Source organism: Nonomuraea sp. NPDC003727 (assembly GCF_053586935.1).
Window position 1 is genome coordinate 295,803 of the sequence record NZ_JBSFNE010000002.1, and the last position, 22,365, is coordinate 318,167.

The 22,365-nt window shown below is 70.6% G+C and carries 23 protein-coding genes; 10 read left to right on the forward strand and 13 right to left on the reverse strand.

Annotated features, from left to right (window positions below):
• Position 1: 1 nt before the first annotated feature.
• The 6 genes from ACWDLG_RS06630 to ACWDLG_RS06655 form a co-directional block, all read right to left on the reverse strand.
• A complete protein-coding gene (locus ACWDLG_RS06630; RefSeq protein ID WP_449916709.1) occupies positions 2-322 on the reverse strand; it encodes a cytidine deaminase in 321 nt (106 codons plus the stop codon).
• A 9-nt stretch (positions 323-331) separates the two neighbouring features.
• Positions 332-985 (reverse strand): hypothetical protein, encoded by a 654-nt coding sequence (locus ACWDLG_RS06635; RefSeq protein ID WP_449916712.1) that lies wholly within the window; start codon positions 983-985, stop codon positions 332-334.
• Between the two features lie 463 nt (positions 986-1,448).
• Positions 1,449-2,741, reverse strand: a complete 1,293-nt coding sequence (locus ACWDLG_RS06640) for a hemolysin family protein (RefSeq protein ID WP_449916715.1) — start codon at positions 2,739-2,741, stop codon at positions 1,449-1,451.
• Positions 2,738-3,214 carry an rRNA maturation RNase YbeY gene (gene ybeY / locus ACWDLG_RS06645; protein ID WP_354906586.1) on the reverse strand — a complete coding sequence of 159 codons (477 nt, stop codon included), beginning with the start codon at positions 3,212-3,214 and terminating at the stop codon, positions 2,738-2,740. The genes ACWDLG_RS06640 and ybeY overlap by 4 nt, the downstream gene beginning before the upstream one ends.
• Complete coding sequence (locus ACWDLG_RS06650; RefSeq protein ID WP_354906587.1) at positions 3,211-4,245, reverse strand: PhoH family protein; 1,035 nt, start codon at positions 4,243-4,245, stop codon at positions 3,211-3,213. Before ACWDLG_RS06650 ends, ybeY begins: the two co-directional genes overlap by 4 nt.
• A gap of 90 nt (positions 4,246-4,335) precedes the next feature.
• A complete protein-coding gene (locus ACWDLG_RS06655; RefSeq protein ID WP_449916719.1) occupies positions 4,336-4,680 on the reverse strand; it encodes a histidine triad nucleotide-binding protein in 345 nt (114 codons plus the stop codon).
• Between the two features lie 300 nt (positions 4,681-4,980).
• Between ACWDLG_RS06655 and ACWDLG_RS06660 the strand changes: the two genes are divergently transcribed.
• Both ACWDLG_RS06660 and ACWDLG_RS06665 read left to right on the forward strand, forming a co-directional pair.
• Positions 4,981-5,460 carry a SigE family RNA polymerase sigma factor gene (locus ACWDLG_RS06660; protein ID WP_183660508.1) on the forward strand — a complete coding sequence of 160 codons (480 nt, stop codon included), beginning with the start codon at positions 4,981-4,983 and terminating at the stop codon, positions 5,458-5,460.
• Positions 5,457-6,077, forward strand: a complete 621-nt coding sequence (locus ACWDLG_RS06665; protein ID WP_449916721.1) for a hypothetical protein — start codon at positions 5,457-5,459, stop codon at positions 6,075-6,077. The genes ACWDLG_RS06660 and ACWDLG_RS06665 overlap by 4 nt, the downstream gene beginning before the upstream one ends.
• A gap of 2 nt (positions 6,078-6,079) precedes the next feature.
• On the opposite strand, the gene ACWDLG_RS06670 is transcribed toward ACWDLG_RS06665, so the two are convergent.
• From ACWDLG_RS06670 to hrcA, 3 genes are all read right to left on the reverse strand, one after another.
• Positions 6,080-6,811 (reverse strand): 16S rRNA (uracil(1498)-N(3))-methyltransferase, encoded by a 732-nt coding sequence (locus ACWDLG_RS06670; RefSeq protein ID WP_449916723.1) that lies wholly within the window; start codon positions 6,809-6,811, stop codon positions 6,080-6,082.
• A 126-nt stretch (positions 6,812-6,937) separates the two neighbouring features.
• On the reverse strand, positions 6,938-8,074 hold the full coding sequence (gene dnaJ, locus ACWDLG_RS06675; protein WP_449916724.1) for a molecular chaperone DnaJ: 1,137 nt from the start codon (positions 8,072-8,074) through the stop codon (positions 6,938-6,940).
• A gap of 11 nt (positions 8,075-8,085) precedes the next feature.
• Complete coding sequence (gene hrcA, locus ACWDLG_RS06680; protein WP_449916726.1) at positions 8,086-9,090, reverse strand: heat-inducible transcriptional repressor HrcA; 1,005 nt, start codon at positions 9,088-9,090, stop codon at positions 8,086-8,088.
• A 243-nt stretch (positions 9,091-9,333) separates the two neighbouring features.
• Between hrcA and ACWDLG_RS06685 the strand changes: the two genes are divergently transcribed.
• Together ACWDLG_RS06685 and ACWDLG_RS06690 are read left to right on the forward strand one after the other, a co-directional pair.
• Positions 9,334-10,140 (forward strand): DUF3097 domain-containing protein, encoded by an 807-nt coding sequence (locus ACWDLG_RS06685; RefSeq protein ID WP_354906593.1) that lies wholly within the window; start codon positions 9,334-9,336, stop codon positions 10,138-10,140.
• Positions 10,137-10,973, forward strand: coding sequence for a DUF4870 domain-containing protein (locus tag ACWDLG_RS06690; RefSeq protein WP_449916727.1), 837 nt, complete (start codon positions 10,137-10,139; stop codon positions 10,971-10,973). The genes ACWDLG_RS06685 and ACWDLG_RS06690 overlap by 4 nt, the downstream gene beginning before the upstream one ends.
• 301 nt (positions 10,974-11,274) lie before the next feature.
• On the opposite strand, the gene hemW is transcribed toward ACWDLG_RS06690, so the two are convergent.
• Complete coding sequence (hemW, locus tag ACWDLG_RS06695; protein ID WP_449916730.1) at positions 11,275-12,495, reverse strand: radical SAM family heme chaperone HemW; 1,221 nt, start codon at positions 12,493-12,495, stop codon at positions 11,275-11,277.
• A gap of 126 nt (positions 12,496-12,621) precedes the next feature.
• On the opposite strand from hemW, the gene ACWDLG_RS06700 reads away from it, so the two are divergent.
• Positions 12,622-13,869, forward strand: a complete 1,248-nt coding sequence (locus tag ACWDLG_RS06700) for a glycoside hydrolase family 18 protein (protein ID WP_354906596.1) — start codon at positions 12,622-12,624, stop codon at positions 13,867-13,869.
• Between the two features lie 509 nt (positions 13,870-14,378).
• Here the strand turns inward: ACWDLG_RS06700 and ACWDLG_RS06705 are convergent.
• Both ACWDLG_RS06705 and lepA read right to left on the reverse strand, forming a co-directional pair.
• Positions 14,379-14,687, reverse strand: coding sequence for a hypothetical protein (locus ACWDLG_RS06705; protein ID WP_354906597.1), 309 nt, complete (start codon positions 14,685-14,687; stop codon positions 14,379-14,381).
• A gap of 493 nt (positions 14,688-15,180) precedes the next feature.
• On the reverse strand, positions 15,181-17,010 hold the full coding sequence (gene lepA / locus ACWDLG_RS06710; protein WP_354906598.1) for a translation elongation factor 4: 1,830 nt from the start codon (positions 17,008-17,010) through the stop codon (positions 15,181-15,183).
• 56 nt (positions 17,011-17,066) lie between these two features.
• On the opposite strand from lepA, the gene ACWDLG_RS06715 reads away from it, so the two are divergent.
• The 4 genes from ACWDLG_RS06715 to ACWDLG_RS06730 all read left to right on the forward strand — a co-directional run bounded on the left by ACWDLG_RS06715 (position 17,067) and on the right by ACWDLG_RS06730 (position 20,570).
• On the forward strand, positions 17,067-18,113 hold the full coding sequence (locus tag ACWDLG_RS06715) for a hypothetical protein (protein ID WP_449916734.1): 1,047 nt from the start codon (positions 17,067-17,069) through the stop codon (positions 18,111-18,113).
• 153 nt (positions 18,114-18,266) lie between these two features.
• Entirely contained in the window at positions 18,267-18,539 is a 273-nt protein-coding gene (gene rpsT / locus ACWDLG_RS06720; RefSeq protein WP_449916737.1) for a 30S ribosomal protein S20, read from the forward strand.
• Positions 18,540-18,952: 413 nt separating this feature from the next.
• Positions 18,953-19,882 (forward strand): ABC transporter ATP-binding protein, encoded by a 930-nt coding sequence (locus ACWDLG_RS06725; protein WP_449916740.1) that lies wholly within the window; start codon positions 18,953-18,955, stop codon positions 19,880-19,882.
• On the forward strand, positions 19,872-20,570 hold the full coding sequence (locus ACWDLG_RS06730) for an ABC transporter ATP-binding protein (protein WP_354906602.1): 699 nt from the start codon (positions 19,872-19,874) through the stop codon (positions 20,568-20,570). Before ACWDLG_RS06725 ends, ACWDLG_RS06730 begins: the two co-directional genes overlap by 11 nt.
• Here the strand turns inward: ACWDLG_RS06730 and ACWDLG_RS06735 are convergent.
• The gene (locus ACWDLG_RS06735) at positions 20,527-21,699 is read right to left on the reverse strand and encodes an MFS transporter (RefSeq protein ID WP_449916743.1); all 1,173 of its coding nucleotides are present in this window, start codon (positions 21,697-21,699) and stop codon (positions 20,527-20,529) included. The two genes, ACWDLG_RS06730 and ACWDLG_RS06735, sit on opposite strands and share 44 nt — an antisense overlap.
• Positions 21,700-21,820: 121 nt before the next feature.
• On the opposite strand from ACWDLG_RS06735, the gene ACWDLG_RS06740 reads away from it, so the two are divergent.
• Positions 21,821-22,228: a MarR family winged helix-turn-helix transcriptional regulator gene (locus ACWDLG_RS06740; protein WP_449916745.1), complete on the forward strand. Its 408-nt coding sequence runs from the start codon at positions 21,821-21,823 to the stop codon at positions 22,226-22,228.
• The last annotated feature ends 137 nt before the right edge of the window (positions 22,229-22,365 follow it).

Sequence of the window (22,365 nt, forward strand, 5' to 3'; positions counted from 1 at the left end):
GTCAGGCCCTGAGCGTGCCGTCGGGGCCCGCCACGAACAGCGCCTTGGCGCCCAGCTCGCGGACCACCGCCTCGTCGTTCTCGCTCGCGCTCTCGGCCTCCGTGACCAGTGCCGCCGCCTCGAGCGACTGGGCGCCGCCGGAGACCGCCATGGCCACGGCCACCTGCACGGCCGACAGCGTCAGCGAGGCGAGGGCGACGTTGGTCGCGGCGTAGGTGCGGCCTGTCTCGTCGCGCACCGCCGCGCCCTCCCGCGCCGCGTTGCGCGCCCTGGTCGCGCGGGCCAGCGTGATGATCTTGGAGTCTTCGGCATCGAGAGTCACGAGCCAAGGTTAGCGAGCCAGCTCGGCGAACGTCTTGGCGAGCTGTTCGGTCCGCTGGAGGTCGACGGTGCCCAGGCCGGTGTGGACGAGCGACAGCAGCCTGTCGCCCAGGCGGACGAACACCACGTCGAGGGCGTAGGGGTAGCCGTTCAGCCGTCCGCGCAGCTGCCTGCCGACCGCCTCGTCGCCCAGCGGCGGAAGGGTGAGCGGGGACAGCCGCAGCCGGGTGGCCCGTCCCGGCTCGGTCACCTCCATCCGGGGGCAGCGGTCGAGGGTCCGGCCGAGCTCGTCCAGGTGCCACGCGGCCTGGGCGCCGCCGTAGACGGCCACCCCGACCGCGGCCAGTTCGCCGAGCACGTCGCCCTGGTAGCTGGCCGCCGCGTGCGCCTCCAGCGCCCGCGCGGGCGGGCGTCCCGCCGCCGTCTGGAACGCGGCCGCGCACTGGGCGCCCGTCTTGTGGAACGGCGAGCGCCACGCCGCGCCCGCCTTGGGGGAGAACCCGTCGGGCAGGACTGGCTGGCCGCGCAGGATGCCCCGCAGCCGGGCGCTCTCCTCTGTGGCTGCCGACTCGGCGTAGGGACGCCGTTCGGCGCACCCGGCCAGGCTGGTGACCAGCAGCCCGCAGGCCATGGCGGCGAGTGCCGCCCTCATGATCAGCGCCATGATCTCCCCCGATGATCGCTCACGCCGACGGCATATCTCCCCCGTCGACGAAAACGGCAATCCACCGGAGTCGCCAACTTCATTACCTGTGTTGAAAAGACCCTGGAAAACCTGTAAGGGTGCTCTCGCCCGGTTCAACCCGGGCGAGAGCACCCTTGACGAAGTGCAACGCCTGGCCGCGGCTAGCAAGCCGGGCGTCGCGTTCCCCCCGGAGCCCCCTCCGCGCCGCGAACCCCTTCCGGCGCCTCGGTGACTCCCTCCGACACCCACCGCACAGGGTGTCGAGAAACATCGTGCTCGGAGGGCCTTGCAAGATGCTTGTAGAACACTTGCGGCCTTGGCGAACCCTCTGATGTCTTGTACGGACTCGACGCTCAGCGCGGCCTTGCGCCGGGGTCCGCGCAGTGTGTCGGTCGAGCGCCTGGTCCGCGCTGTGTGTCAAGCGCCGGGTCCGCGCGGTGTGTCAGTCGTGTTCGGCGGCCGCGACGACGGCCTCGTCCTCGGGCGGCGCCACCCGCCGGACGACCACCGTGCTGATCCGGTTGCGCCGCCCCGCCAGGCTCTCGGCGGTCAGCCGCAGCCCGGCCACCACCGCCTGCGACCCCGCGATCGGCACCCGTCCCAGCGCGTGCGCCAGCAGCCCGCCCACCGTCTCGACGTCGTCGACGTCGATCTCGGCGTGGAACAGCTCGGCCAGCTCGTCGACCGGCATCCGCGCGGTCACCCGCAGGCCCCCGTCGGGCTGCGCCTCGACGCGGGGCGCCTCCTGGTCGTACTCGTCGGTGATCTCGCCGACGATCTCCTCGAGGATGTCCTCGATGGTGACGAGCCCGGCGGTGCCGCCGTACTCGTCGATGACGATGGCCAGGTGGATCTGGCGCGCCTGCATCTCGCGCAGGAGCTGGTCGATCGGCTTGCTCTCGGGCACGTACGTGGCCGGACGCATGATCGACTCGACCTTCGCGCCCGCGTCGCCGGACGACTCCTGCACCCGCCGCGCGATGTCCTTGAGGTAGGCGATGCCGATGACGTCGTCCTCGTTCTCGCCGACCACCGGCACCCGGGAGAAGCCGCTGCGCAGCGCGAGCGAGAGCGCCTGGTTGAGCGTCTTGCCGCGCTCGATGAAGACCATGTCGGTACGGGGCACCATGACCTCGCGCACCAGGGTGTCGCCGAGCTCGAACACCGAGTGGATCATCTCGCGCTCGTCCGGTTCGATCACCCTGCGCTCCTCGGCCAGGTCGACCAGGTCGCGCAGCTCGGCCTCCGAGGTGAACGGCCCGTCGCGGAAGCCCTTGCCGGGGGTCAGCGCGTTGCCCAGCAGGATCAGCAGCTTGGGCAGCGGCCCGAAGATCCTGGTCAGGCCGTAGACGAGGGGGGCGGCGGCCAGCGCGATCGGTTCGGCGTGCTGGCGGCCGAGGGTGCGCGGGGAGACGCCGACGATGACGTAGCTGACCACGATCATGACGGCGGCCGCGGCGGCATAGGCCCACCCCTGGTCGCCGAGCAGATCGATGAACAGCAACGTGGCGATCACCGTGGCGACCAGCTCGCAGCTCAGCCGGAGCAGCAGCAGGAGGTTGAGGTAGCGGGGCGGGTCGGCGACGATGGCCTGCAGCCGCTCGGCTCCTCTCCGCCCCTCACGCACGAACTCCTCGGCGCGCACCCGGGAAATGCGGGACAAGGCCGTTTCGGCACTGGCGATCAGACCTCCGATCACCACGAGACCGACGGCCGACAGCAGCCACGCGTTCACCGCTGGGTGCGCACCTCCCGCCACGACTCCAGGAGCTGGGCCTGCAGGCCGAACATCTCCTTGTGCTCCTCCGGTTCGGCGTGGTCGTAGCCGAGCAGGTGAAGGATGCCGTGGGTGAGCAGCAGGTCGAGCTCGTCGGCCGTGCTGTGGCCGGCGGTGGTGGCCTGCTTGGCCGCCACGTGCGGGCACAGCACCACGTCGCCGAGGAGCGCGGGATCGGGGCCGTTGTCGGCGTCGCCCCGCGCCCCGCCGCCGGGGCGCAGCTCGTCCATCGGGAAGGACAGCACGTCGGTGGGGCCGGGCTCGCCCATCCACTTCTCGTGCAGCTCGGCCATGACGCCCTCGTCGACCACGAGGATCGACAGCTCGGCGAGGGGGTTGACGCCCATCTCCTGCAGCACGTGCCCGGCGAGGGCGGCGAAACCCTGCTCGTCGACCTCGACGCCGGACTCGTTGTTGACCTCGATGCTCACGGTCGCTTCCCTCGTCGCTGCTGGTGGATCTGCTTCGGCTCCTGGAGCGCGTCGTAGCGCCCGTAGGCGTCGACGATGTCGCTGACCAGCTTGTGGCGCACCACGTCGGAGCTGCTCAGCCGCGCGAAGTGGATGTCGGGGATGCCGTCGAGGATCTCCTGCACCACGCGCAGACCGCTGACCGTGCCGGTGGGCAGGTCGACCTGGGTGACGTCACCGGTCACGACGATCTTGGAGTTGAAGCCCAGTCGCGTGAGGAACATCTTCATCTGCTCGGCCGAGGAGTTCTGCGCCTCGTCGAGGATGATGAAGGCGTCGTTGAGCGTGCGACCGCGCATGTACGCCAGCGGCGCGACCTCGATCGTGCCCGCGGCCATCAGCTTGGGGATGGACTCGGGGTCGACCATGTCGTGCAGCGCGTCGTAGAGCGGGCGCAGGTAGGGGTCGATCTTCTCGTAGAGCGTGCCGGGCAGGAAGCCGAGCCGCTCCCCCGCCTCGACGGCGGGCCTGGTCAGGATGATCCGGTTGACCTTCTTCTCCTGGAGCGCGCGTACGGCCTTCGCCATGGCGAGATAGGTCTTGCCGGTGCCGGCGGGGCCGATGCCGAACACGACCGTGTGCTTGTCGATCGCGTCGACGTAGCGCTTCTGGTTGACGGTCTTGGGCCGGATGGTGCGCCCGCGCGAGGAGAGGATGTCGAGGGACAACACCTCGGCGGGGCGCTCGGAGGTCATCTTCAGCATGGCGATGCTGCGCTCGACGGCGTCGGCGGTCAGCTCGCCGCCGCTGCGCAGCACCTCGACCAGCTCCTCGAACAGGCGCACGACGGCGCCGCTCTCGTCGGGGCTGCCGGTGACGGTGATCTCGTTGCCGCGCACGTGGATGTCGGCGCGGAACGCGCCCTCGATGACGCGCAGCAACTCGTCGCGGGAGCCAAGGAGGGTGACCATCGGATATTCGTCCGGAATCAGCACCTTTGCCTGAGTGCGCGAGGGTGGTGCTGTTCTACGGGATTCGTTTAGCTCAGACATGGGCAGGCCTGTCGGCCTGATGCCTCCCGGTCTCGGTAGGGTGTTCTCACTTCATGGTAGCCGGGCACCCCCACCCGGCTCGCGTCAATATCAGCCGGGCGGCCAGGACAGCGCGCGCCCGCCCAGAACGTGCGCGTGCACGTGGAAAACGGTCTGGCCCGCGCCCGGTCCGGTGTTGAAGACCACGCGATAGCCGCCCTCGGCCACACCCTCCTGCGTCGCCACGGCGTGCGCGCTCTTGAGCACGTCGTCGGCCAGGCCGTCGTCGGCCTGGGCCAGCGCGGCGGCGTCGGCGTGGTGAACCTTGGGGATCACCAGCACATGCATGGGCGCCTGCGGATTGATGTCGCGAAAGGCCAGCGTCCTGTCGGTCTCGTAAACGATCTCGGCAGGAATCTCCTTCGCCACGATCTTGCAGAAGAGACAGTCGGTCACGGTGGAACCCTATCGTCACTCGAGAGAAAGGAGGGGACCCGCTGTTGCCAATCGGTAATCCGTCATACCGTGCGTACAAAGATCCCCGCGGTTAGGGTGTGTGTGCGACAATCCACCGAAAACTAAGACGATTCAGGGTCGGGCGAGGCCACCTGGCGAGGACACGACTGGGTCATGCCCCCTAAGGAACCGCAAGAGCGTAAACCCCCCGGGAAGGCTGAGCGTCCCACTGATGTGACCACCGAAACCCTTCTGGCCGACAGGTCGTTAGGGGCGGTGCCGGTCGGGTGGGATGCCGACATGGCCGTGACCGCGCTCTACAGCGCCCACTTTCGGTCATTGGTGCGTCTCGCTGTGTTGCTGGTACGCGACATAGCAACCGCGGAGGAAGTCGTGCAGGACGCGTTCGTCGCCATCCATGGCGCCTGGCGCAGACTTCGCGACCCCGACAAAGCACTCGCCTACCTACGTCAGTCTGTCGTCAACCGGTCCCGTTCCGTGCTGCGTCACCGCGCGGTCGTCGAAAAGTACGCTCCCAAAGGCCTGCCCGACGCCCCGAGCGCCGAGAACGGCGCGATCGGCGAGCTTGAACGCTCGGCCGTCATCGAGGCACTGCGGGCCCTGCCCGCGCGACAGAGAGAGGCGCTCGTTCTTCGTTATTACGGTGACCTGTCCGAGGCCGAGATCGCCCATGCCATGGGCATCAGCAAGGGCGCCGTCAAGAGCCACACGGCTCGCGGCATGGCGGCCCTGCGTTCCGTTCTGGAGAAGATGTCATGACCCTGCCACCCGACGAGCACGGCGAGATCCTGCGCCGGGTGCTGCGCGCGGAGGCGGACGCGGTCGTGCCGTCTCCCGAGGGCTTGGAGATCATCCGCGCCCGCATCGAAAGGCGCGGGCTGCGGGGACTGTTCTGGTGGCGGGCGGGCGCCGCGGCGGCGGGCGCGGTTCTCGTGGCGGGGACGATCGTGATGGTCGTCCCCGACCTCCGCAACATGGTGATCGTCCCCGCGGTCCCCGTCGACAACGGCACCGAGCTGCCCCCCGACAACTCCTCGACCACCCGCCCGCCGGCCAAGCTGCCGCCGACGCGGCGCACCCAGCCCGCCGTCCCGCCGCCTCCCGTGACCCACTCACCGGCCACCGAGACCTCCGAGACGCACGCCCCGGTCAAGAAGACCCCGACGCCGACCCCCACCCCGACGCCGTGCGCCAAGGAAAGCGCGCAGCCGCGTGCGGAGGAGTGTCTCGACGCCACCCCGACGCCGACCCCGTCGGCCACGCCGTCAGAGACGACCCAGAACCCCGACAACCCCGACTGCAGCGCCGAGCAGTGCTCGCCCGAGGACCCCGCGCCCTCACCGAGCGAGATCGCCACCCCGCTGTCCAGCCCCTAGCATCACCAGCGCCCCGTACGCGCCTGCACGACGGCGGCCGCCGCGACCCCCGCCGTGGAGGTGCGCAGCACCGTCGGCCCGAGCAGCACCGGCACGGCCTTCGCCGCCGTGAACCTGTCGAGCTCGTCCTCTGAGATCCCGCCCTCGGGCCCCACCACGAGCACGATGTCGCCGGCCACCGGCAGTTCGACGCTCGCCAGCCCCTCCTCCGCCTCCTCGTGCAGCACCAGCGCCAGCGCGGCCCCGGCCAGCAGCTCGGCCACCTGGGCCGTCGAGTGCTGCGGCGTCACCTGGGCGGCGTGGAACCTGCGGGCCTGCTTGCCCGCCTCCCTGGCCGTCGCCTGCCACTTCGCCAGCGACTTGGCCGCCCGCTCGCCCTTCCACTGCGTGACGCTGCGCGCCGCCGACCAGGGGACTATCACGTCGACGCCCGCCTCGGTCATCATCTCCACCGCCAACTCGCCCCTGTCGCCCTTCGGCAGCCCCTGCACCACGACCAGCCGCGGCGACGGCGCGGGAACCTCGAAACGGCGCAGGACCTCCACCCGCAGGCCGTCCTTGAGCACCTCGACGGCCACACACTCGGCGACCGCGCCCGCCCCGTCGGTCAGGTCGATCCGCTCGCCCGCCCGGATACGCCGCACGGCTGCCGCGTGCCGCCCTTCGGGGCCGCCGAGAACGAACTGCGCGCGGCCGAGATCGGCCGCGTCGGCGAGGAACACGGGCACGGTCACAGGAGCCTCCCCTGGGCGGGCGACGTTACGGCGGCCGGCCGGAGTCCCGCTGGAGCAGCGTGATGGACGGGCCCCGGCCGCGTGACCGCGGTGGGGCCGAGCCGGCCTGCCGTACCGGACGGTGGACTAACGGCCGTTGAAGGCGTCTCTCAGCCGGGAGAAGAACCCCTGCTGGCCGGGGGCGAACTTGCCCGGCGGACGCTCCTCACCGCGCAGCTTGGACAGCTCGCGCAGCAGGTCCTCCTGCGCCTGGTCGAGGCGGGTGGGCGTCTCCACGTTGACGTGGATCAGCAGGTCGCCGCGGCCCGTCTCGTTCAGGCGCTGGACGCCCCTGCCGTACATGGTGATGACCTGGCCCGACTGGGTGCCCGGCCGGACGTCGATCTCCTCGGCGCCGTCGAGCGTCTCCACCGTCAGCGACGTGCCGAGGGCCGCAGCGGTCATCGGGATCTGCACGGTGCAGTGGAGGTCGTCGCCGCGCCGCTCGAAGATCTCGTGCGGCTTCTCGACGATCTCCAGGAACAGGTCTCCGGGAGGGCCGCCGCCGGGGCCGACCTCGCCCTCGCCGGCCAGCTGGATGTGGGTGCCGTCCTCGACGCCCGCGGGGATGCGCACCTTGATCGTACGGCGGGTGCGGACCCGGCCGTCGCCCGAGCACTCCTGGCAGGGGTGGCGGATGATCGAGCCGAAGCCGCCGCACTGGGGGCACGGCCGCGAGGTCATGACCTGGCCCAGGAACGACCTGGTGACCTGGGAGATCTCACCGCGCCCCTGACACATGTCACAGGTGTCGGGATGCGTGCCTGGAGCGGCGCCCGAACCGGAGCACACCTCGCACAGCACGGCCGTGTCGACGTTGAGCTCCCTGGTGGTGCCGAACGCCGCCTCGCGCAGGTCGAGCTCGACCCTGATGGTCGCGTTACGCCCTCTCCTGGCGCGCGAGCGGGGGCCTCGGGCGCCGCCCGCCGTGCCGAAGAAGGCGTCCATGATGTCGCTGAAGGGGAAGCCTGCGCCGAATCCGCCGGCTCCGGCACCCGCGCCCGCGCTCGCGAAGGGGTCGGCGCCCAGGTCGTACATCTGGCGCTTGTTGGGATCGGACAGGACCTCGTAGGCCTGCGTGATCTCCTTGAAGCGCTCCTGGGTCGCCGGATCGGGGTTCACATCGGGGTGCAGCTCGCGCGCCAGCCGACGATACGCCTTCTTGATCTCGTCCTGACTGGCGTCACGGCGCACCCCGAGGGTGCCGTAGTAGTCGTTTGCCACTTATCGACCTCTTATGATGCAGCCAGGATCTGGCTGACGTAGCGGGCCACCGCGCGTACAGCGCCCATCGTCACGGGGTAGTCCATCCGGGTGGGACCGAGCACGCCGAGGCGGGCCCCGGAACCGTACCCGGTGGCGACGAGGGAGGTGCCACGCAGTCCTGTGTAGGGGTTCTCCGAGCCGATCCTGACGGTGAGCGTGGTCGGCATGTCGGAAGTCTCGCCGAGCAGGCGCATGAGCACCACCTGCTCCTCCAGCGCCTCGAGCACGTCGCGCAGGCCCGTGGTGAAGTCGGCGCCCGCCAGGTTGGCCGCCCCGGCGAAGACGATCTTCTCGTCGTGGCGGTCGACCAGGGTCTCCAGCAGCACCGACAGGATCGTCGCCGCCGCCGGCCGGTCCTCGACCGCCAGCCGCTCGGGCAGGTCGGCGACCTGCTCGGGCACCTTGTTGAGCCCGCAGCCGTCGAGGCACGCGTTGAGCACCGCGCGCAGGTGCGCGACCCTCGACTCCTCGATCGGCTCGGGTAGCTCGATGACGCGCTGCTCGACCCGGCCGGTGTTCGTGATCAGCACGAACATCACCCGCCTGTCGGTCAGCGGGACCAGCTCCAGATGACGGACCGTCGACTGCGACAGCGTCGGGTACTGCACCACCGCCACCTGTCTGGTCAGCTGCGCCAGCAACCGGACCGTGCGGGTGACCACGTCGTCGAGGTCGACCGCACCGGCGAGGAACGTCTCGATCGCCCTGCGCTCGGCGGCCGAGAGCGGCTTGATCTGCGACAGCCTGTCCACGAAGAGCCGGTAGCCCTTGTCCGTCGGCACCCGTCCGGCGCTGGTGTGGGGCTGGGCGATGTAGCCCTGCTCCTCCAGCGCCGCCATGTCGTTCCTGACCGTGGCCGGGGAGACGTTCAGGTTGTGGCGCTCGGCCAGCGCCTTCGAGCCCACCGGTTCGTTGGTGGACACGTAGTCCTCGACAATGGCGCGGAGCACCGCAAGCTTCCGATCATCGAGCACGTGCTCACCTCCCTGCCTGTTGAGGAACGACAGGTCTAGCACTCTGTGTTCCCGAGTGCCAAGTGTACGGCTCTCGCCCACAAGGTGCGATAACACGCGGAGTCAAGCCGGCCGCAAGCCGTACGCCGACAATACTGTCCATGACCGACGTTCCACCGCCCCCCTGGCGGTACCCCGAAGAGGGGCCCTGGCGTCCTTCTCGTCGCGCGCCGCTGCGACACGGCGATTTGCTACGGTCCCCCCATGTACGAGCGTGACGTCCTTGCGGGGAACTGGCGGCGCCCCGGCAAGGGGAAGATCCCGGTCGTGCCGGCCGAACGCGACCTGGTCGTGGAGGACGCCGACAGCGGGTTCTGCGGCGCGGTGGTGGCCTGCGACAAGGAGGCGGTCACGCTCGAGGACCGCTTCGGCAAGCGCCGGCTGTTCCCGCTGGCGCCCGCCGCGTTCCTGCTGGAGGGCAGGCCCGTGACCCTGGTACGGCCCGCCGCCGCCCCCGCCGGTCCCCGGCGCAGCGCCTCCGGCTCGATCGCCGTCGAGGGGCTGCGGGCCAGGGTCGCGCGGGAGAGCCGCATCTACGTCGAGGGCGTGCACGACGCCGCGCTCGTGGAGAAGATCTGGGGCCACGACCTGCGGGTCGAAGGCGTGGTCGTGGAATACCTCGAGGGCGTGGACGACCTGCCCGCCATCGTGGCCGAGTTCGCGCCGGAACCGGGGCGCAGGCTCGGCGTGCTGGTCGACCACCTGGTTCCCGGCTCGAAGGAGAGCCGCATCGCCGCCCAGGTCACCTCCCCGCACGTGCTGGTCGTCGGGCACCCCTTCGTCGACATCTGGCAGGCGGTCAAGCCGTCCGTGCTGCGCATCCCCGCGTGGCCGGAGGTGCCGCGCGGACTACCGTGGAAGGAGGGCGTGATCGCCGCGCTGGGCTGGGGACTCGAACCGGCCGACGCGTGGCGCAGGATCCTCGGCGCCGTGTCCACCTATGCCGACCTCGAGCCGTCACTGCTCGGCCGGGTCGAAGAGCTGATCGACTTCGTGACGGAGACATCATGAGCGAGAACCATCCGCAGCCGGACGGCGACGCCACCAGACGCGTCGAACGTTCCGACCTGCCGGGCTCCGGCCCGCAGCCCGGCGGCCCGCCCTCGGAGGGTCACGGCCTTCCCCAGGGTCACGACCAGGCGGGCGGCCACGGCCAGCCCTCCGGCGGGTATGGCCAGCCCTCCGGCGGGCACGCCCAGCCGCCCGGCGCTTACGGCCAGCCTTCCGGTGGGTACGGCCCGCCGCCCGGCGGTTACGGCGCACCCCAGGGTCACGGCACCCCCTCAGGCGGTCACGACCCCTCCCAGGGTTACGGCTCCGCCCAGGGTTACGACCCCTCCCAGGGTTACGGCCCGCCCCAGGGTTACGGCCCGCCCCAGGGTTACGGCCCTTCGCCCGGCCACGGCCCGTCCCAGGGTTACGATCAGCCCTACGGCGCGCCCCAGGGCTACGGCCAGCCGCCCGGATACGGCCCTCCCGGCTACCCGCGCCCGCCGCACGTGCCCGGCCAGTTCGGCCCGCGGCCCGGCAGCGACGACACCAGCATGGCGATGCTCGCCCACCTGCTCGGCATCCTCACCGGCTTCGTCGGCCCGCTGATCCTCTACTTGGTCAAGCGTGACGAGTCCCCCTACGTCCGCGACCAGTCGGCGCAGGCGCTCAACTTCCAGATCACCGTGTTCATCGGGTACATCGTCTCCATCGTGCTGGCGTTCCTGCTGATCGGCTTCCTGCTGATGTTCGTGCTGTGGATCGCCTCGCTGATCTTCGCGATCATGGCGGCCATGGCGGCGAACCGGGGCGACAAGTACCGCTATCCCGTCAACATCAACTTCGTCAGCTGAGGGTGCGCCGGGCTCCTCGGCGACCGGGTGGGCAGGCGTCGGTGTCCGGTGGGGCCTTCTCGTCCTCACACGGGCTTCCGAGCCTGCTCCACGGGCCGGTCGCAACCGGCCCGAACCGGCGCGCGGTATCCGACCGGCATCAACCGCCCGGCACCACCCGCACCAGACCCACCTCGACCACCCGGCACCGCCCGCACCAGACCGGTCTCGACCACCCGCACCTGACCGACCGACCTGGACCGCGCAGACCCGGCCGTCCCCCGCCGGCACGATGGCGTGTGACGCGGGCTCGCCGCGCGGGTCACATGGTCAGGTCGCGGATCAGGGCGTCGGCCAGCAGCCGGCCCCGCAGGGTGAGCACCATGCGACCCGCCTTGAAGGGCTCGGTCTCCAGCAGCCCGTCGCCCATCGCCCTGGCCACGGCCGTACGGGTGTTCGCGGCCACGTCGGCCAGCGGATAGCCGGAGGCCAGCCGCAACTCCAGCATCAGCCGCTCCACCTCGCGGTCGTCAGCGCCGAGCACCTCCCGCGCGTGCGCCGGCGAGGTGCCCGCGGCCAGGCGCTGGGCGTAGGCGGCCGGGTGCTTGACGTTCCACCAGCGGGTGCCGCCCACGTGGCTGTGCGCGCCGGGCCCGACCGCCCACCAGTCGCCGCCGGTCCAGTAGAGCAGGTTGTGCCGGCACCGGCCCGCGTCGGAGGTGGCCCAGTTCGACACCTCGTACCAGGCGAAGCCCGCCTCCGACAGCATCTTGTCGGCGATGACGTAGCGGTCGGCGGCCACGTCGTCGTCGGGCATCGGCAGTTCGCCGCGCCTGATCCTGGCCGCCAGCCTGGTGCCCTCCTCGACGATGAGCGAGTAGGCCGACACGTGGTCGGGCTCGGCCTCGATCGCCGCCCGCAGCGAGGCCCGCCAGTCGTCGTCGCTCTCCCCGGGGGTGCTGTAGATCAGGTCGAGGTTCACGTGGTCGAACCCGGCCCGCTTCGCCTCCTGGACGGCCTGCGCCGCCCGTCCGGGGGTGTGGTGCCGGTCGAGGACCTTCAGCACGTGCTCCCTGGCGCTCTGCATGCCGAAGCTGACCCGGTTGAAGCCGCCCTCGCGCAGCCGTTCCAGGTAGGCGGGGTCGACGGACTCGGGGTTGGCCTCGGTCGTCACCTCGGCGCCGGCGGCCAGGCCGAACTCCTCGTCGATCGCGCGCAGGATCCTGGCCAGGTCCGCCGCGGGGAGCAGGGTGGGCGTGCCGCCGCCGAAGAAGACGGTCTCGACGGGCAGGTCGGCGTCGCCGAGGACGCGGCGGGCCAGCCGTACCTCCTCGATGGCGGTGTCGGCGTAGTCGCGGTGGGAGGCACCCGGGCCCAGTTCGGCGGCGGTGTAGGTGTTGAAGTCGCAGTAGCCGCAGCGCGTCACGCAGAAGGGGACGTGGACGTAGAAGCCGAAGGGGCGCTCGCCCAGGCCGTTCAGCGCGCTCGCGGGCAGTTCGCCTGACGCGGGCGCGGGGTCGCCGTCGGGAAGGGTGGATGGCACGCTTCCAGTCTGCCGTGCCCCGTGCACCACCCTGGCCCACCCCATTGACGCGCCGATCGCACCGGCCTACGATCCGGGTCAACTTAAAGGAAAGTTTCCTATAAGTTAGCCCGACTGGAGACGCCTGTGAAGAGAGTCCTCGTCGTCCTTTCCTCCTTAGTCCTGGGCCTCACGGCGGTGGCGCTGCCCGCCGAGGCCCGCGGCGGGTTCAAGCGGGTCGCCTACTTCATCCAGTGGGGCGTCTACGGCAGGAACTTCCACGTCAAGGACATGGACACCAGCGGCGCCGCCGCCAAGCTGACCCACATCAACTACGCCTTCGGCTTCGTCGGCGCGGACGGCACCTGCGTCTCGGCCGACCCCTGGGCCGACTGGCAGCGCCCCGTCCCCGCCGAGCAGAGCGTGGACGGCGTCGCCGACGCGCCCGGCCAGGCGCTCAACGGCAACCTCAACCAGCTGCGCAAGCTCAAGGCCAAGCACCCGAAGCTGCGCGTGCTCCTCTCCCTCGGCGGGTGGACGGGCTCCCGCTACTTCTCCGACGCCGTCCTCACCCCCGAGTCGCGCGCCAAGCTGGCCACCTCCTGCGTCGACATGTGGCTGAAGGGCGACCTGCCGGGCCTCGAACCGGGCGCGGGCGCCGGTGTGTTCGACGGTCTCGACCTCGACTGGGAGTGGCCGGGCTCCGAAGGCGCTCCGGGCAACGTGATCAGGCCCGAGGACAAGCGCAACTTCACGCTGTTCCTGGCCGAACTCAGGTCGCGGATGGCCGCGCACTCCCGCTCCGCCGAGCTCACCGCGTTCCTGCCGGCCTCGGCGGCGAAGATCGACGCCGGGTTCGAGGTGCGCAAGGTGTTCAGGCTGCTCGACTTCGCCACCGTCCAGGGGTACGACCTGCGCGGCTCGTGGGAGTCGCGGACCGGGCACAACGGCAACCTCCTCACCGACCGGCGCGACCCGAACCCCGTGCGGTACAGCGTCGACCAGACCGTGCGGGACTACCTGTCGCGCGGTGCGCCCGCCCGGAAGATCGTCGTCGGCGTGCCCGCCTACGGGCAGGGCTGGACCGGCGTCACCGCGGGCGGCGACGGCCTCTACCAGCCCGCCTCGGGACCCGCGCCCGGCAAGTGGGCGGCGGGCAGCGAGGACTACAAGGACCTCGCGAGCAAGCCCGGCAAGCGGTACCGGGACCTGCGCACCGGCACCGTGTGGCTGTACGACGGCAACGAGTTCTGGTCGTACGACGATCCCGCGGTGATGACGCAGAAGGCCGCCTACATCCGGCTCAAGGGGTTGGGCGGGTCGATGATGTGGTCCATCGACCAGGACGACGCCAAGGCTTCGCTCACCTCGGCGCTGTACCAGGTGCTCCGGTGACGTCGCCGACACGGTAGGCGCTTCGGAGGTTGTCTCGTGGGGACGGCGCAGGGGTTCGCACCGTCCCCACGACCCCGCTCCCCCGTTCCCCAGGACCAGCCCTTCCACCGACCGGGCCCCGCGCCTCTTCCCCGAGCGCACCCCCCACCCCGACCTCGCGACTCTTGCACTTCCCCCGACGGCCTCGCTCCCGTACGGCGGAAGCCCTCGCTTCCCGACCCGGCTCCCGTACGGCGGGAACCCTTGCCTCCCGGCCCGGCTCCCGTACGGCGGAAGCCCTCGCCTCCCGGCCCGGCTCCCGTACGGCGGAAGCCCTCGCCTCCCGGCCCGGCTCCCGTACGGCGGGAACCCTTGCCTCCCGACCCGGCTTCCTTCTCCCCTTCCCGCGTTCTCGCGCCAAGGAGGAGCGCCCTCGCACACGGTCGTACGGCGTTGCCGGGCGGAACCGGGAAGGAGTCAGAAGCCCCGCCGGCGTACGGCGTTGCCGGGTAGGAACCGGGGAGGCGAGGTCAGCAGGCCCGCCGGTGCAACGGCGACTCCTCGTCGAACCCGGCCAGCTGTAACAGGCTGTCCAGCGCGGCCTGCCGCATCTCCTCGACCGAGGACCCCTTCTCCCCGAAACACTCGGCCGCCACGTCGAGCACCGCCTCCACCACCGCCGAGTCGGGATACGGCACCTCGACGTGCACTCTTCCGTCGGAGCCCACCTCGCTCGGCGTGAAATGCAGCCGCAACAGCCGCCGGGTCTCCTCGGCCACCGCCACACCCAGCACGGCGGCCTTGACGAACCGCTCGGACTCGACGATGTCGCCGTCCATGCCACCTCCACAGTCGGACATGTGTTCGATCCGAGAAGAAGCTACGGCACCGCACCGACAAAAACCGGCCGCCACGATCCACCCGCTCCGGCGGCCGGCCCCGCCCCGGCAGCCGATCCCGCCCCGCGACGAGCTCAGGCCGGCAACGGGATCAACCCCGCGCCGTGGAGCCGGCGGGTGGCCGGACCGACTGCTCGGACAACGAACCAGGCCACCCCCACACGGGACCAACATGGAACCCACACGGGACCCACCGGTGTCACCGACCCCGCACCCCGCGAGCCCCTGTTTCCGGAAGCACCGCGGACCTCTGCTTCCGGAAGACCGCGGACCTCTGCTTCCGGAAGCACCGGGCCCTGTTTCCGGAAGAACCGCAGGCCCTGTTTCCGAAACACCGCAGGCCCCTGCTCCCGGAAACACGACAGGGCCCGGTGCTCCAGCGGGGAGCTCCGGGCCCTGGTGCGGTGACTACCTCGGTGACGACTTCGGGTGGCTACTTCTTGGCCTTGTCCGCGCTCGACTCGGTGGACAGCGCGGCGACGAAGGCCTCCTGCGGCACCTCGACCCTGCCCACCATCTTCATGCGCTTCTTTCCTTCCTTCTGCTTCTCCAGCAGCTTGCGCTTACGCGAGATGTCACCGCCGTAGCACTTGGCGAGGACGTCCTTCCTGATCGCCCTGATGTTCTCGCGGGCGATCACGCGCGCGCCGATGGCCGCCTGGATCGGCACCTCGAACTGCTGCCGTGGGATCAGCTCGCGCAGCTTCTTGGCCATGTCGACGCCGTAGCCGTACGCCTTGTCCTTGTGGACGATCGCGCTGAAGGCGTCGACCGGCTCGCCCTGCAGCAAGATGTCGACCTTGACCAGGTCGGCCTCCTGCTCGCCGGCGGGCTCGTAGTCGAGCGAGGCGTAGCCGCGGGTACGCGACTTGAGCTGGTCGAAGAAGTCGAAGATGATCTCGCCGAGCGGAAGCGTGTAGCGGATCTCGACGCGGTCTTCCGACAGGTAGTCCATGCCCTGGAGCTGGCCGCGCCTGCCCTGGCAGATCTCCATGATCGCGCCGATGAACTCGGCGGGCGCCAGGATCGTGGACTTGGTGACCGGCTCGAAGACCTGCGCGATCTTGCCGCCGGTCGGGAACTCCGACGGGTTGGTGACCGTGATCTCCTTGCCGTCCTCCATGACGACCCGGTAGACCACGTTCGGCGCGGTGGAGATCAGCGACAGGCCGAACTCCCGCTCCAGCCGCTCGCGGATGATCTCCATGTGCAGCAGGCCGAGGAAGCCCACGCGGAAGCCGAAGCCGAGCGCGGCGGAGGTCTCCGGCTCGTAGACCAGGGAGGCGTCGTTGAGCTGCAGCTTGTCGAGCGCCTCGCGCAGCTCGGGATACTCGTCGCCGTCGATGGGGTAGAGCCCGGAGAACACCATCGGCCTGGGGTGGTCGTAGCCCGCCAGCATCTCGGTGGCACCACGCGCGGCCGAGGTGACGGTGTCGCCGACCCGCGACTGGCGCACGTCCTTCACGCCGGTGATGAGGTAGCCGACCTCGCCGACGCCCAGCCCCTTCTCGGCCACCTTCGGCTCGGGCGAGATCACCCCGATCTCGAGCGTCTCGTGGGTGGCCTGCGTGGACATCATGGTGATGCGCTCGCGCTTGCCCAGGTGGCCGTCGACGACCCGGACGTAGGTGACGACGCCCCTGTAGGTGTCGTAGACCGAGTCGAAAATCAGCGCGCGCGCCGCCGCGTCGGCGTCGCCCACGGGGGCCGGAACGGTCTCCACGACGTGGTCGAGCAGCTCCTTCACCCCGATGCCTGTCTTGCCCGAGACCCTCAGCACGTCGGAGGGGTCGCAGCCGATGAGCCCCGCGAGCTCCTCGGCGAACTTCTCCGGCTGCGCGGCGGGCAGGTCGATCTTGTTGAGCACCGGGATGATGTGCAGATCGTTGTTCATGGCCAGGTAGAGGTTGGCCAGCGTCTGCGCCTCGATGCCCTGTGCGGCGTCGACCAGGAGGATCGCGCCCTCGCACGCCTGCAGCGACCGCGAGACCTCGTAGGTGAAGTCGACGTGGCCCGGCGTGTCGATCATGTTGAGGACGTGGCCGTTCCACGGCAGCCGCACGGCCTGCGACTTGATCGTGATGCCGCGTTCGCGCTCGATGTCCATCCTGTCGAGGTACTGGGCGCGCATCGAGCGATCGTCGACCACGCCGGTGATCTGCAGCATCCGGTCGGCAAGCGTCGACTTGCCATGGTCGATGTGCGCGATGATGCAGAAGTTGCGGATCAACGCGGGGTCGGTCTGGCCAGGCTGATTGCGCACCGAAGTCCGTTTCGACAAGGGTTGAGGTCAAGCGTCTTTCATGGTGACATGCCCGGGTGGTTGCCCGAACCGTCATCCGCCACGGTCTGCGCGTACTGGCGCTGGCCCTGGCCGTCTTGGTCGCGCTCGCCGCCCTCCTGGCGACGGCACTTCGGCTCCAGTTTACCGGGGCACCGGAGGCCTGGGCGAAGAGCACGGGCAACGATGCGCTGTGGCTCGGGCACGCGTGGGTCGACGGCCGCCGCACGGAGCGCGACGTGGAGGCGATGGCGGCACGGCTGCGCGGCACCGGCATCAGGGACGTCTACGTTCATTCCGGCCCCTTCGAATGGGATGGCAGCCTTAACCCCGCCAAGCACCCCAATGCCGGAAATTTTCTGAAGTGGTGGCGGAAACATCTGCCTGATGTGCGGGTCTCGGCCTGGCTGGGGCAGGCCGTCAAGAACGGCCTCGACCTCGACGACCCCGCCGCCCGTGCCCGCGTCCTGGCGGGGGCGCAGCACATCATGGACCTCGGGTTCGACGGCATCCACTACAACTTCGAGCCGATCGGCGACGGCGACACCGACTTCCTCGACCTGCTGGACCGCACCAGGCCGCTGACCAGGCTGCTGTCGGTCTCGACGCCCCAGATCGAGCCCTATCCGCTCATGCGGCCGGCGACCCGGGCGATCCTCGGCCACGACAAGTACTGGTCGCAGGGCTACTACCAGGAGGTCGCCGGCCGTACGGACCAGGTGGCGATCATGACCTACGACTCCGGCCTTCCGCTGCAGTGGCTGTACGGCGGGTACGTCGTCCGGCAGGCGGGTCTCGCGCTCGACCTCACCCCCGCCGCCACGTCGATACTCGTCGGCGCGCCCGCCTACCACGACCACGGCGTGCCGTACGGCGACGCGGCGGAGAGCGTGGCACTCGCGGGCGAGGCGGCCCGCTTGGCGTTGTCGTCGTACGGCAGGCGGGAGGGCTTCGGGCTGGCGCTGTACGTTGACTTCGCGGCGACGGAGCAGGACTGGAAGGAGTACGCCGACCACTGGGCCCGGCCGACGCCCTCGCCGGGAGAGAACGGCGAGGTGGGCGCGCCGGGAGGCCGTGAGGAGTGAGGTCCTGTGAGTCAGCCCGTATGCTGGTGAGGCGCAGGTCGTCGATTTGAGCGGCGACCTGAATTATTGGTAACCTGTTCAACTGCGTGTGGCGCGCCCTCTCATCGAGCCCGCGCGCCCCATCCGATTCCTGACCTTCACCGAGGCTTCTTCGTGGCGAACATCAAGTCCCAGATCAAGCGCAACAAGCAGAACGAGAAGGCTCGTCTGCGCAACAAGGCTGTCAAGTCTTCCCTGAAGACGGCGATCCGCAAGTTCCGCGAGGCCGCCGAGCAGGGCAACGTCGACGAGGCCGTGGTGCTGCAGCGCGCCGCCGCCCGCCAGCTCGACAAGGCCGCCAGCAAGGGCGTCATCCACAAGAACCAGGCCGCCAACCGCAAGTCGGCGATCGCTCAGCGCGCCGCCGCGCTGCAGGCTGCCAAGTAGTCGCAGACGCTCCAGCGACGCCGCACTCCGGATGACGGGGTGCGGCGTTTTCGTGTGCCCGCGACCTGCCGCGGGCCCGCATACCCCCGGCCTGCCGCACGCCGGTGACCGCAGCTGCCGTAGGCCCCGCGCGCCTGCGGCCTGCCGCACGCGGGTGGCCCCGCGCCTGTACGCCTGCGGCGTCCCCCATGCCAGGAAATATCCGGACCGCATGGAGAATGTGTCACAGTTCGGACATCACCCCGGCGTTTCAGCTGTGTCACCATTGAGAAGATCCACTTGCCGTGACCCATGACCATCCCCGAGGGTTCAACAGAGCACCGTCCTCGCCGCTCTCATGGCCGTCCGGGAGATCTCCCCATGATTACGATCATCGCCCAGGCAGCCCTCGGCTCCGCCCCAGAGGGTGACCGGTGACCAGCACGCCCACCATCTCCGACCTCGAGGCGCGGGCCGCGCGGGAGCGCCCCGTCTTCGGCGCCGACGCGCACATCGTCTGCGACAACCTGGTCCGCATCTACAAGACCGAGGGCGTCGAGGTGGTCGCCCTGCAGGGCCTCGACCTGCTGATCCAGAAGGGCGAGCTGATCGCGATCGTCGGCGCGTCAGGCTCGGGCAAGTCGACGCTGCTGAACGTGCTGTCGGGCCTCGACGTGCCGACGGCCGGCGTGGCCAGGGTGGCGGGCATGGACCTGCTGTCGATGACGGCCAAGGACCGGCTGCGCTACCGGCGCGAGGTGGTCGGCTTCATCTGGCAGCAAACCGCGCGCAACCTGCTCCCCTACCTGACCGCGAGGGAGAACGTCGAGCTGCCCATGAAGCTCGCGGGCACCAAGGACAGGAACCGGGCGATGGAACTGCTGACCCTGCTGGGCGTCGGCGCCTGCGCGGGCAGGAAGCCGTCGGAGATGTCGGGCGGCGAGCAGCAGCGCGTCGCGATCGCCGTGGCGCTGGCCAACTCGCCGCAGCTCATCCTGGCCGACGAGCCGACCGGCGAACTCGACAGCGAGACCTCCGAGGAGGTGTTCGACGCGCTGCGCAGGGCCAACCGCGAGCTCGGCGTCACCGTGGTCATCGTGACGCACGACGCGCTGGTCTCCGAGCAGGTCGACCGGACGATCGGCATCCGCGACGGCCGTACCAGCAGCGAGACGCTGCGCCGCGAGGGCGCCGAGGGTCAGATCATCGCCGAGGAGTACGCCGTCCTCGACCGCGCGGGCAGGCTGCAGCTGCCGCGCGACTTCATGAGCGCCCTCGACATGGAGCGCAGGGTGCGCCTCGAGCTGGAGTCCGACCACATCGGGGTGTGGCCGTCGCGTGAGGAGCCCGCGGATGAGCGCTGAGCCGCTGGTGGTCGTGGAGGGTCTGCGCAAGGTCTACCGGACGGGGCCCAAGGAGGTCGTCGCGCTGCGCGAGGTCTCCTTCGCGGCCTTTCCCGGCGAGCTGGTGGCGATCACCGGCAGGTCGGGTTCGGGCAAGACCACGCTGCTGAACCAGATCGGCGGGCTGGACCGGCCCGACGCCGGACGCGTGGTGGTGGCGGGGCAGGAGGTCACCTCGCTTCCCGAGGACCGGCTGCTGGCGCTGCGCAGGGACGTGGTGGGTTTCGTCTTCCAGTCGTTCGGCCTGATCCCGGTGCTGTCGGCGGCCGAGAACGTCGGCGTGCCGATGCGCCTGGCCCGCACGCCCGTCGACGAGCGCGACAAGCGGGTGCGCGTGCTGCTGTCGCTGGTCGGGCTCGAGCAGCACGCCAACCAGCGCCCCTACGAGCTGTCGGGCGGCCAGCGCCAGCGGGTGGCGATCGCCAGGTCGCTGGCCAACCGGCCGCGCCTGCTGGTGGCCGACGAGCCGACAGGTCAGCTCGACTCGCAGACCGGGCGGCAGATCATGCAGCTGATCAGGGCGCTGGTGCGCAGCGAGGGCGTCACCGCGCTGGTGGCCACCCACGACCAGAGCCTGATCTCGCTGGCCGACAGGGTGCTGGAGATCAGCGACGGGGTGCTGCGAGAGGCCGCGGCGCAGGCGTCCTGACCTCCCGTACGGCCAGCACGCTCAGGCTCGCCGCGGCCACCGCGACCGCCGCGACCCACAGCGGCACCGCCGTACCGGCCCATCCGGCCAGCGGGGCGGCGACGGCCAGGCCGAGCGGACGGCTGGCGAACGAGATCAGCGAGTCGAAGGAGCGCACCCTGCCCAGCGCCTCCACCGGGATCCTGTCGGCGACCACGGTCTCCCACAGCGGCACGAGCACGCCGAGCCCGAACATCGCCACGCCGTAGGCCACCGCCACCGCCCACCCGTTCAGCGGCACGGCGAGCGCCGCGAGCGGCACGGCGTAGAGCGAGGCGCCCACCGCGCAGCCGACGAGCGGGCTGCGGACCGGCAGGCGGGGCGCGACGAACACGCCCGCGAGCATGCCCACCGTGCCGCACTGCACGATGATCACCCACATCGTCTCGCCACCGCGGACGGTGATCAGCGGGCCGAGCGTGAGGAACAGTCCCGCGCAGAAGTGCCACACGCCGTGGCCCAGGACGCTGACCAGGAACCACGGGCGGCGCCTGATCTCCTGCCAGCCCCTGGCCAGCGAGTGCTTGCCGGTGGGGGCGGCCGTGGCCGTACGGACGCCGCCCAGGGTGAAGGCGGAGGCCGCGAAGAGCGCGGCGGTGACCAGCGATGCCCAGCCGGGGCCCGCGCCCAGGACGAGCGCCCCGGCGAGGGCGGGCGCGCCCACGGCCGACAGGCTGGTGGCCAGGCTGATCCGCGCGTTGGCGCGCAGCCGCGCCGGTCCTTCCACGGTCGCGGCCACCAGCCTGGGTACGGCAGGCGTGCCGAACGCCACCGCCGCTCCCGTGATCGCGGCGAGCACTGCCAGGTCGGCGATCCTCTCGACACCGGCCAGCAGTTCCACCCCGATCGCCGCCTGGGCGGCGCACCTGGTCAGGTCCGCGAGCAGCGCGACCCGCTCGGGCGGGAAGCGGTCGGCGAGCACGCCGCCGAACGGCAGCAGCACCAGCATCGGCACCAGCTCGCACGCCAGCACGAGGCCCAGGTCCGCGGCGTCGCCGGTGACCCTGAGCACGACGAGGGTCAGCGTCGTCGGGATGAGCGCGGTCGCCAGCGCGGACAACGCCCGGCCGATCACTAGTCTGGTCAGCATGGGACGGGAGAATAGTTCGCCAGCGAATGTTTCGTCAACGTATGATTCTGTCGACAAGCACCTGGCGCGCTGGCACGGCAAGGCGCCCTACGACGAGCGAGCGGAGGCGATCATCACGCGGATGCAGCTGCTGGTGAAGCACGTCCGCCTCGCCAAGGAGGCGGCGCTGGCCGAGGTCGGGATGCAGGACTTCGAGTTCGAGACGCTGCACCGGCTGGCCTCCCGCGACTCCCGGCAGGCCACGCCGTCCGAGCTGGCGGGCGAGCTGATGCTGTCACCCGCGGGGATGACCGGACGCATCGACACACTGGAGAAGGCCGAGCTGGTGCGCCGGATCCGCAGCGAGGAGGACCGGCGCAGGGTCGACGTGGCGCTGACGGACAAGGGACACGCGCTGTGGTCGGCGGCGATGCAGGTCAGAGCGAGAGCGGAGAAGGCGATGGTCGCCGTCCTGGAGCCGGACGAACAGGAGGTCCTCGACGGGCTCCTCAAGCGCCTCCTGACCAGCGTGGAATCAGCCCGAGGCTGACACCGGGACACCCGCCCCCGGTCCGTGATCGTGACGGCACGAAACATCGACCCCGGCCAGCCGCCCTGACCACCGAACCTCGATTCAACCCCGGCCTACCGCCTGACGGACTCCAACCTCGACCCCAACCCACCGCC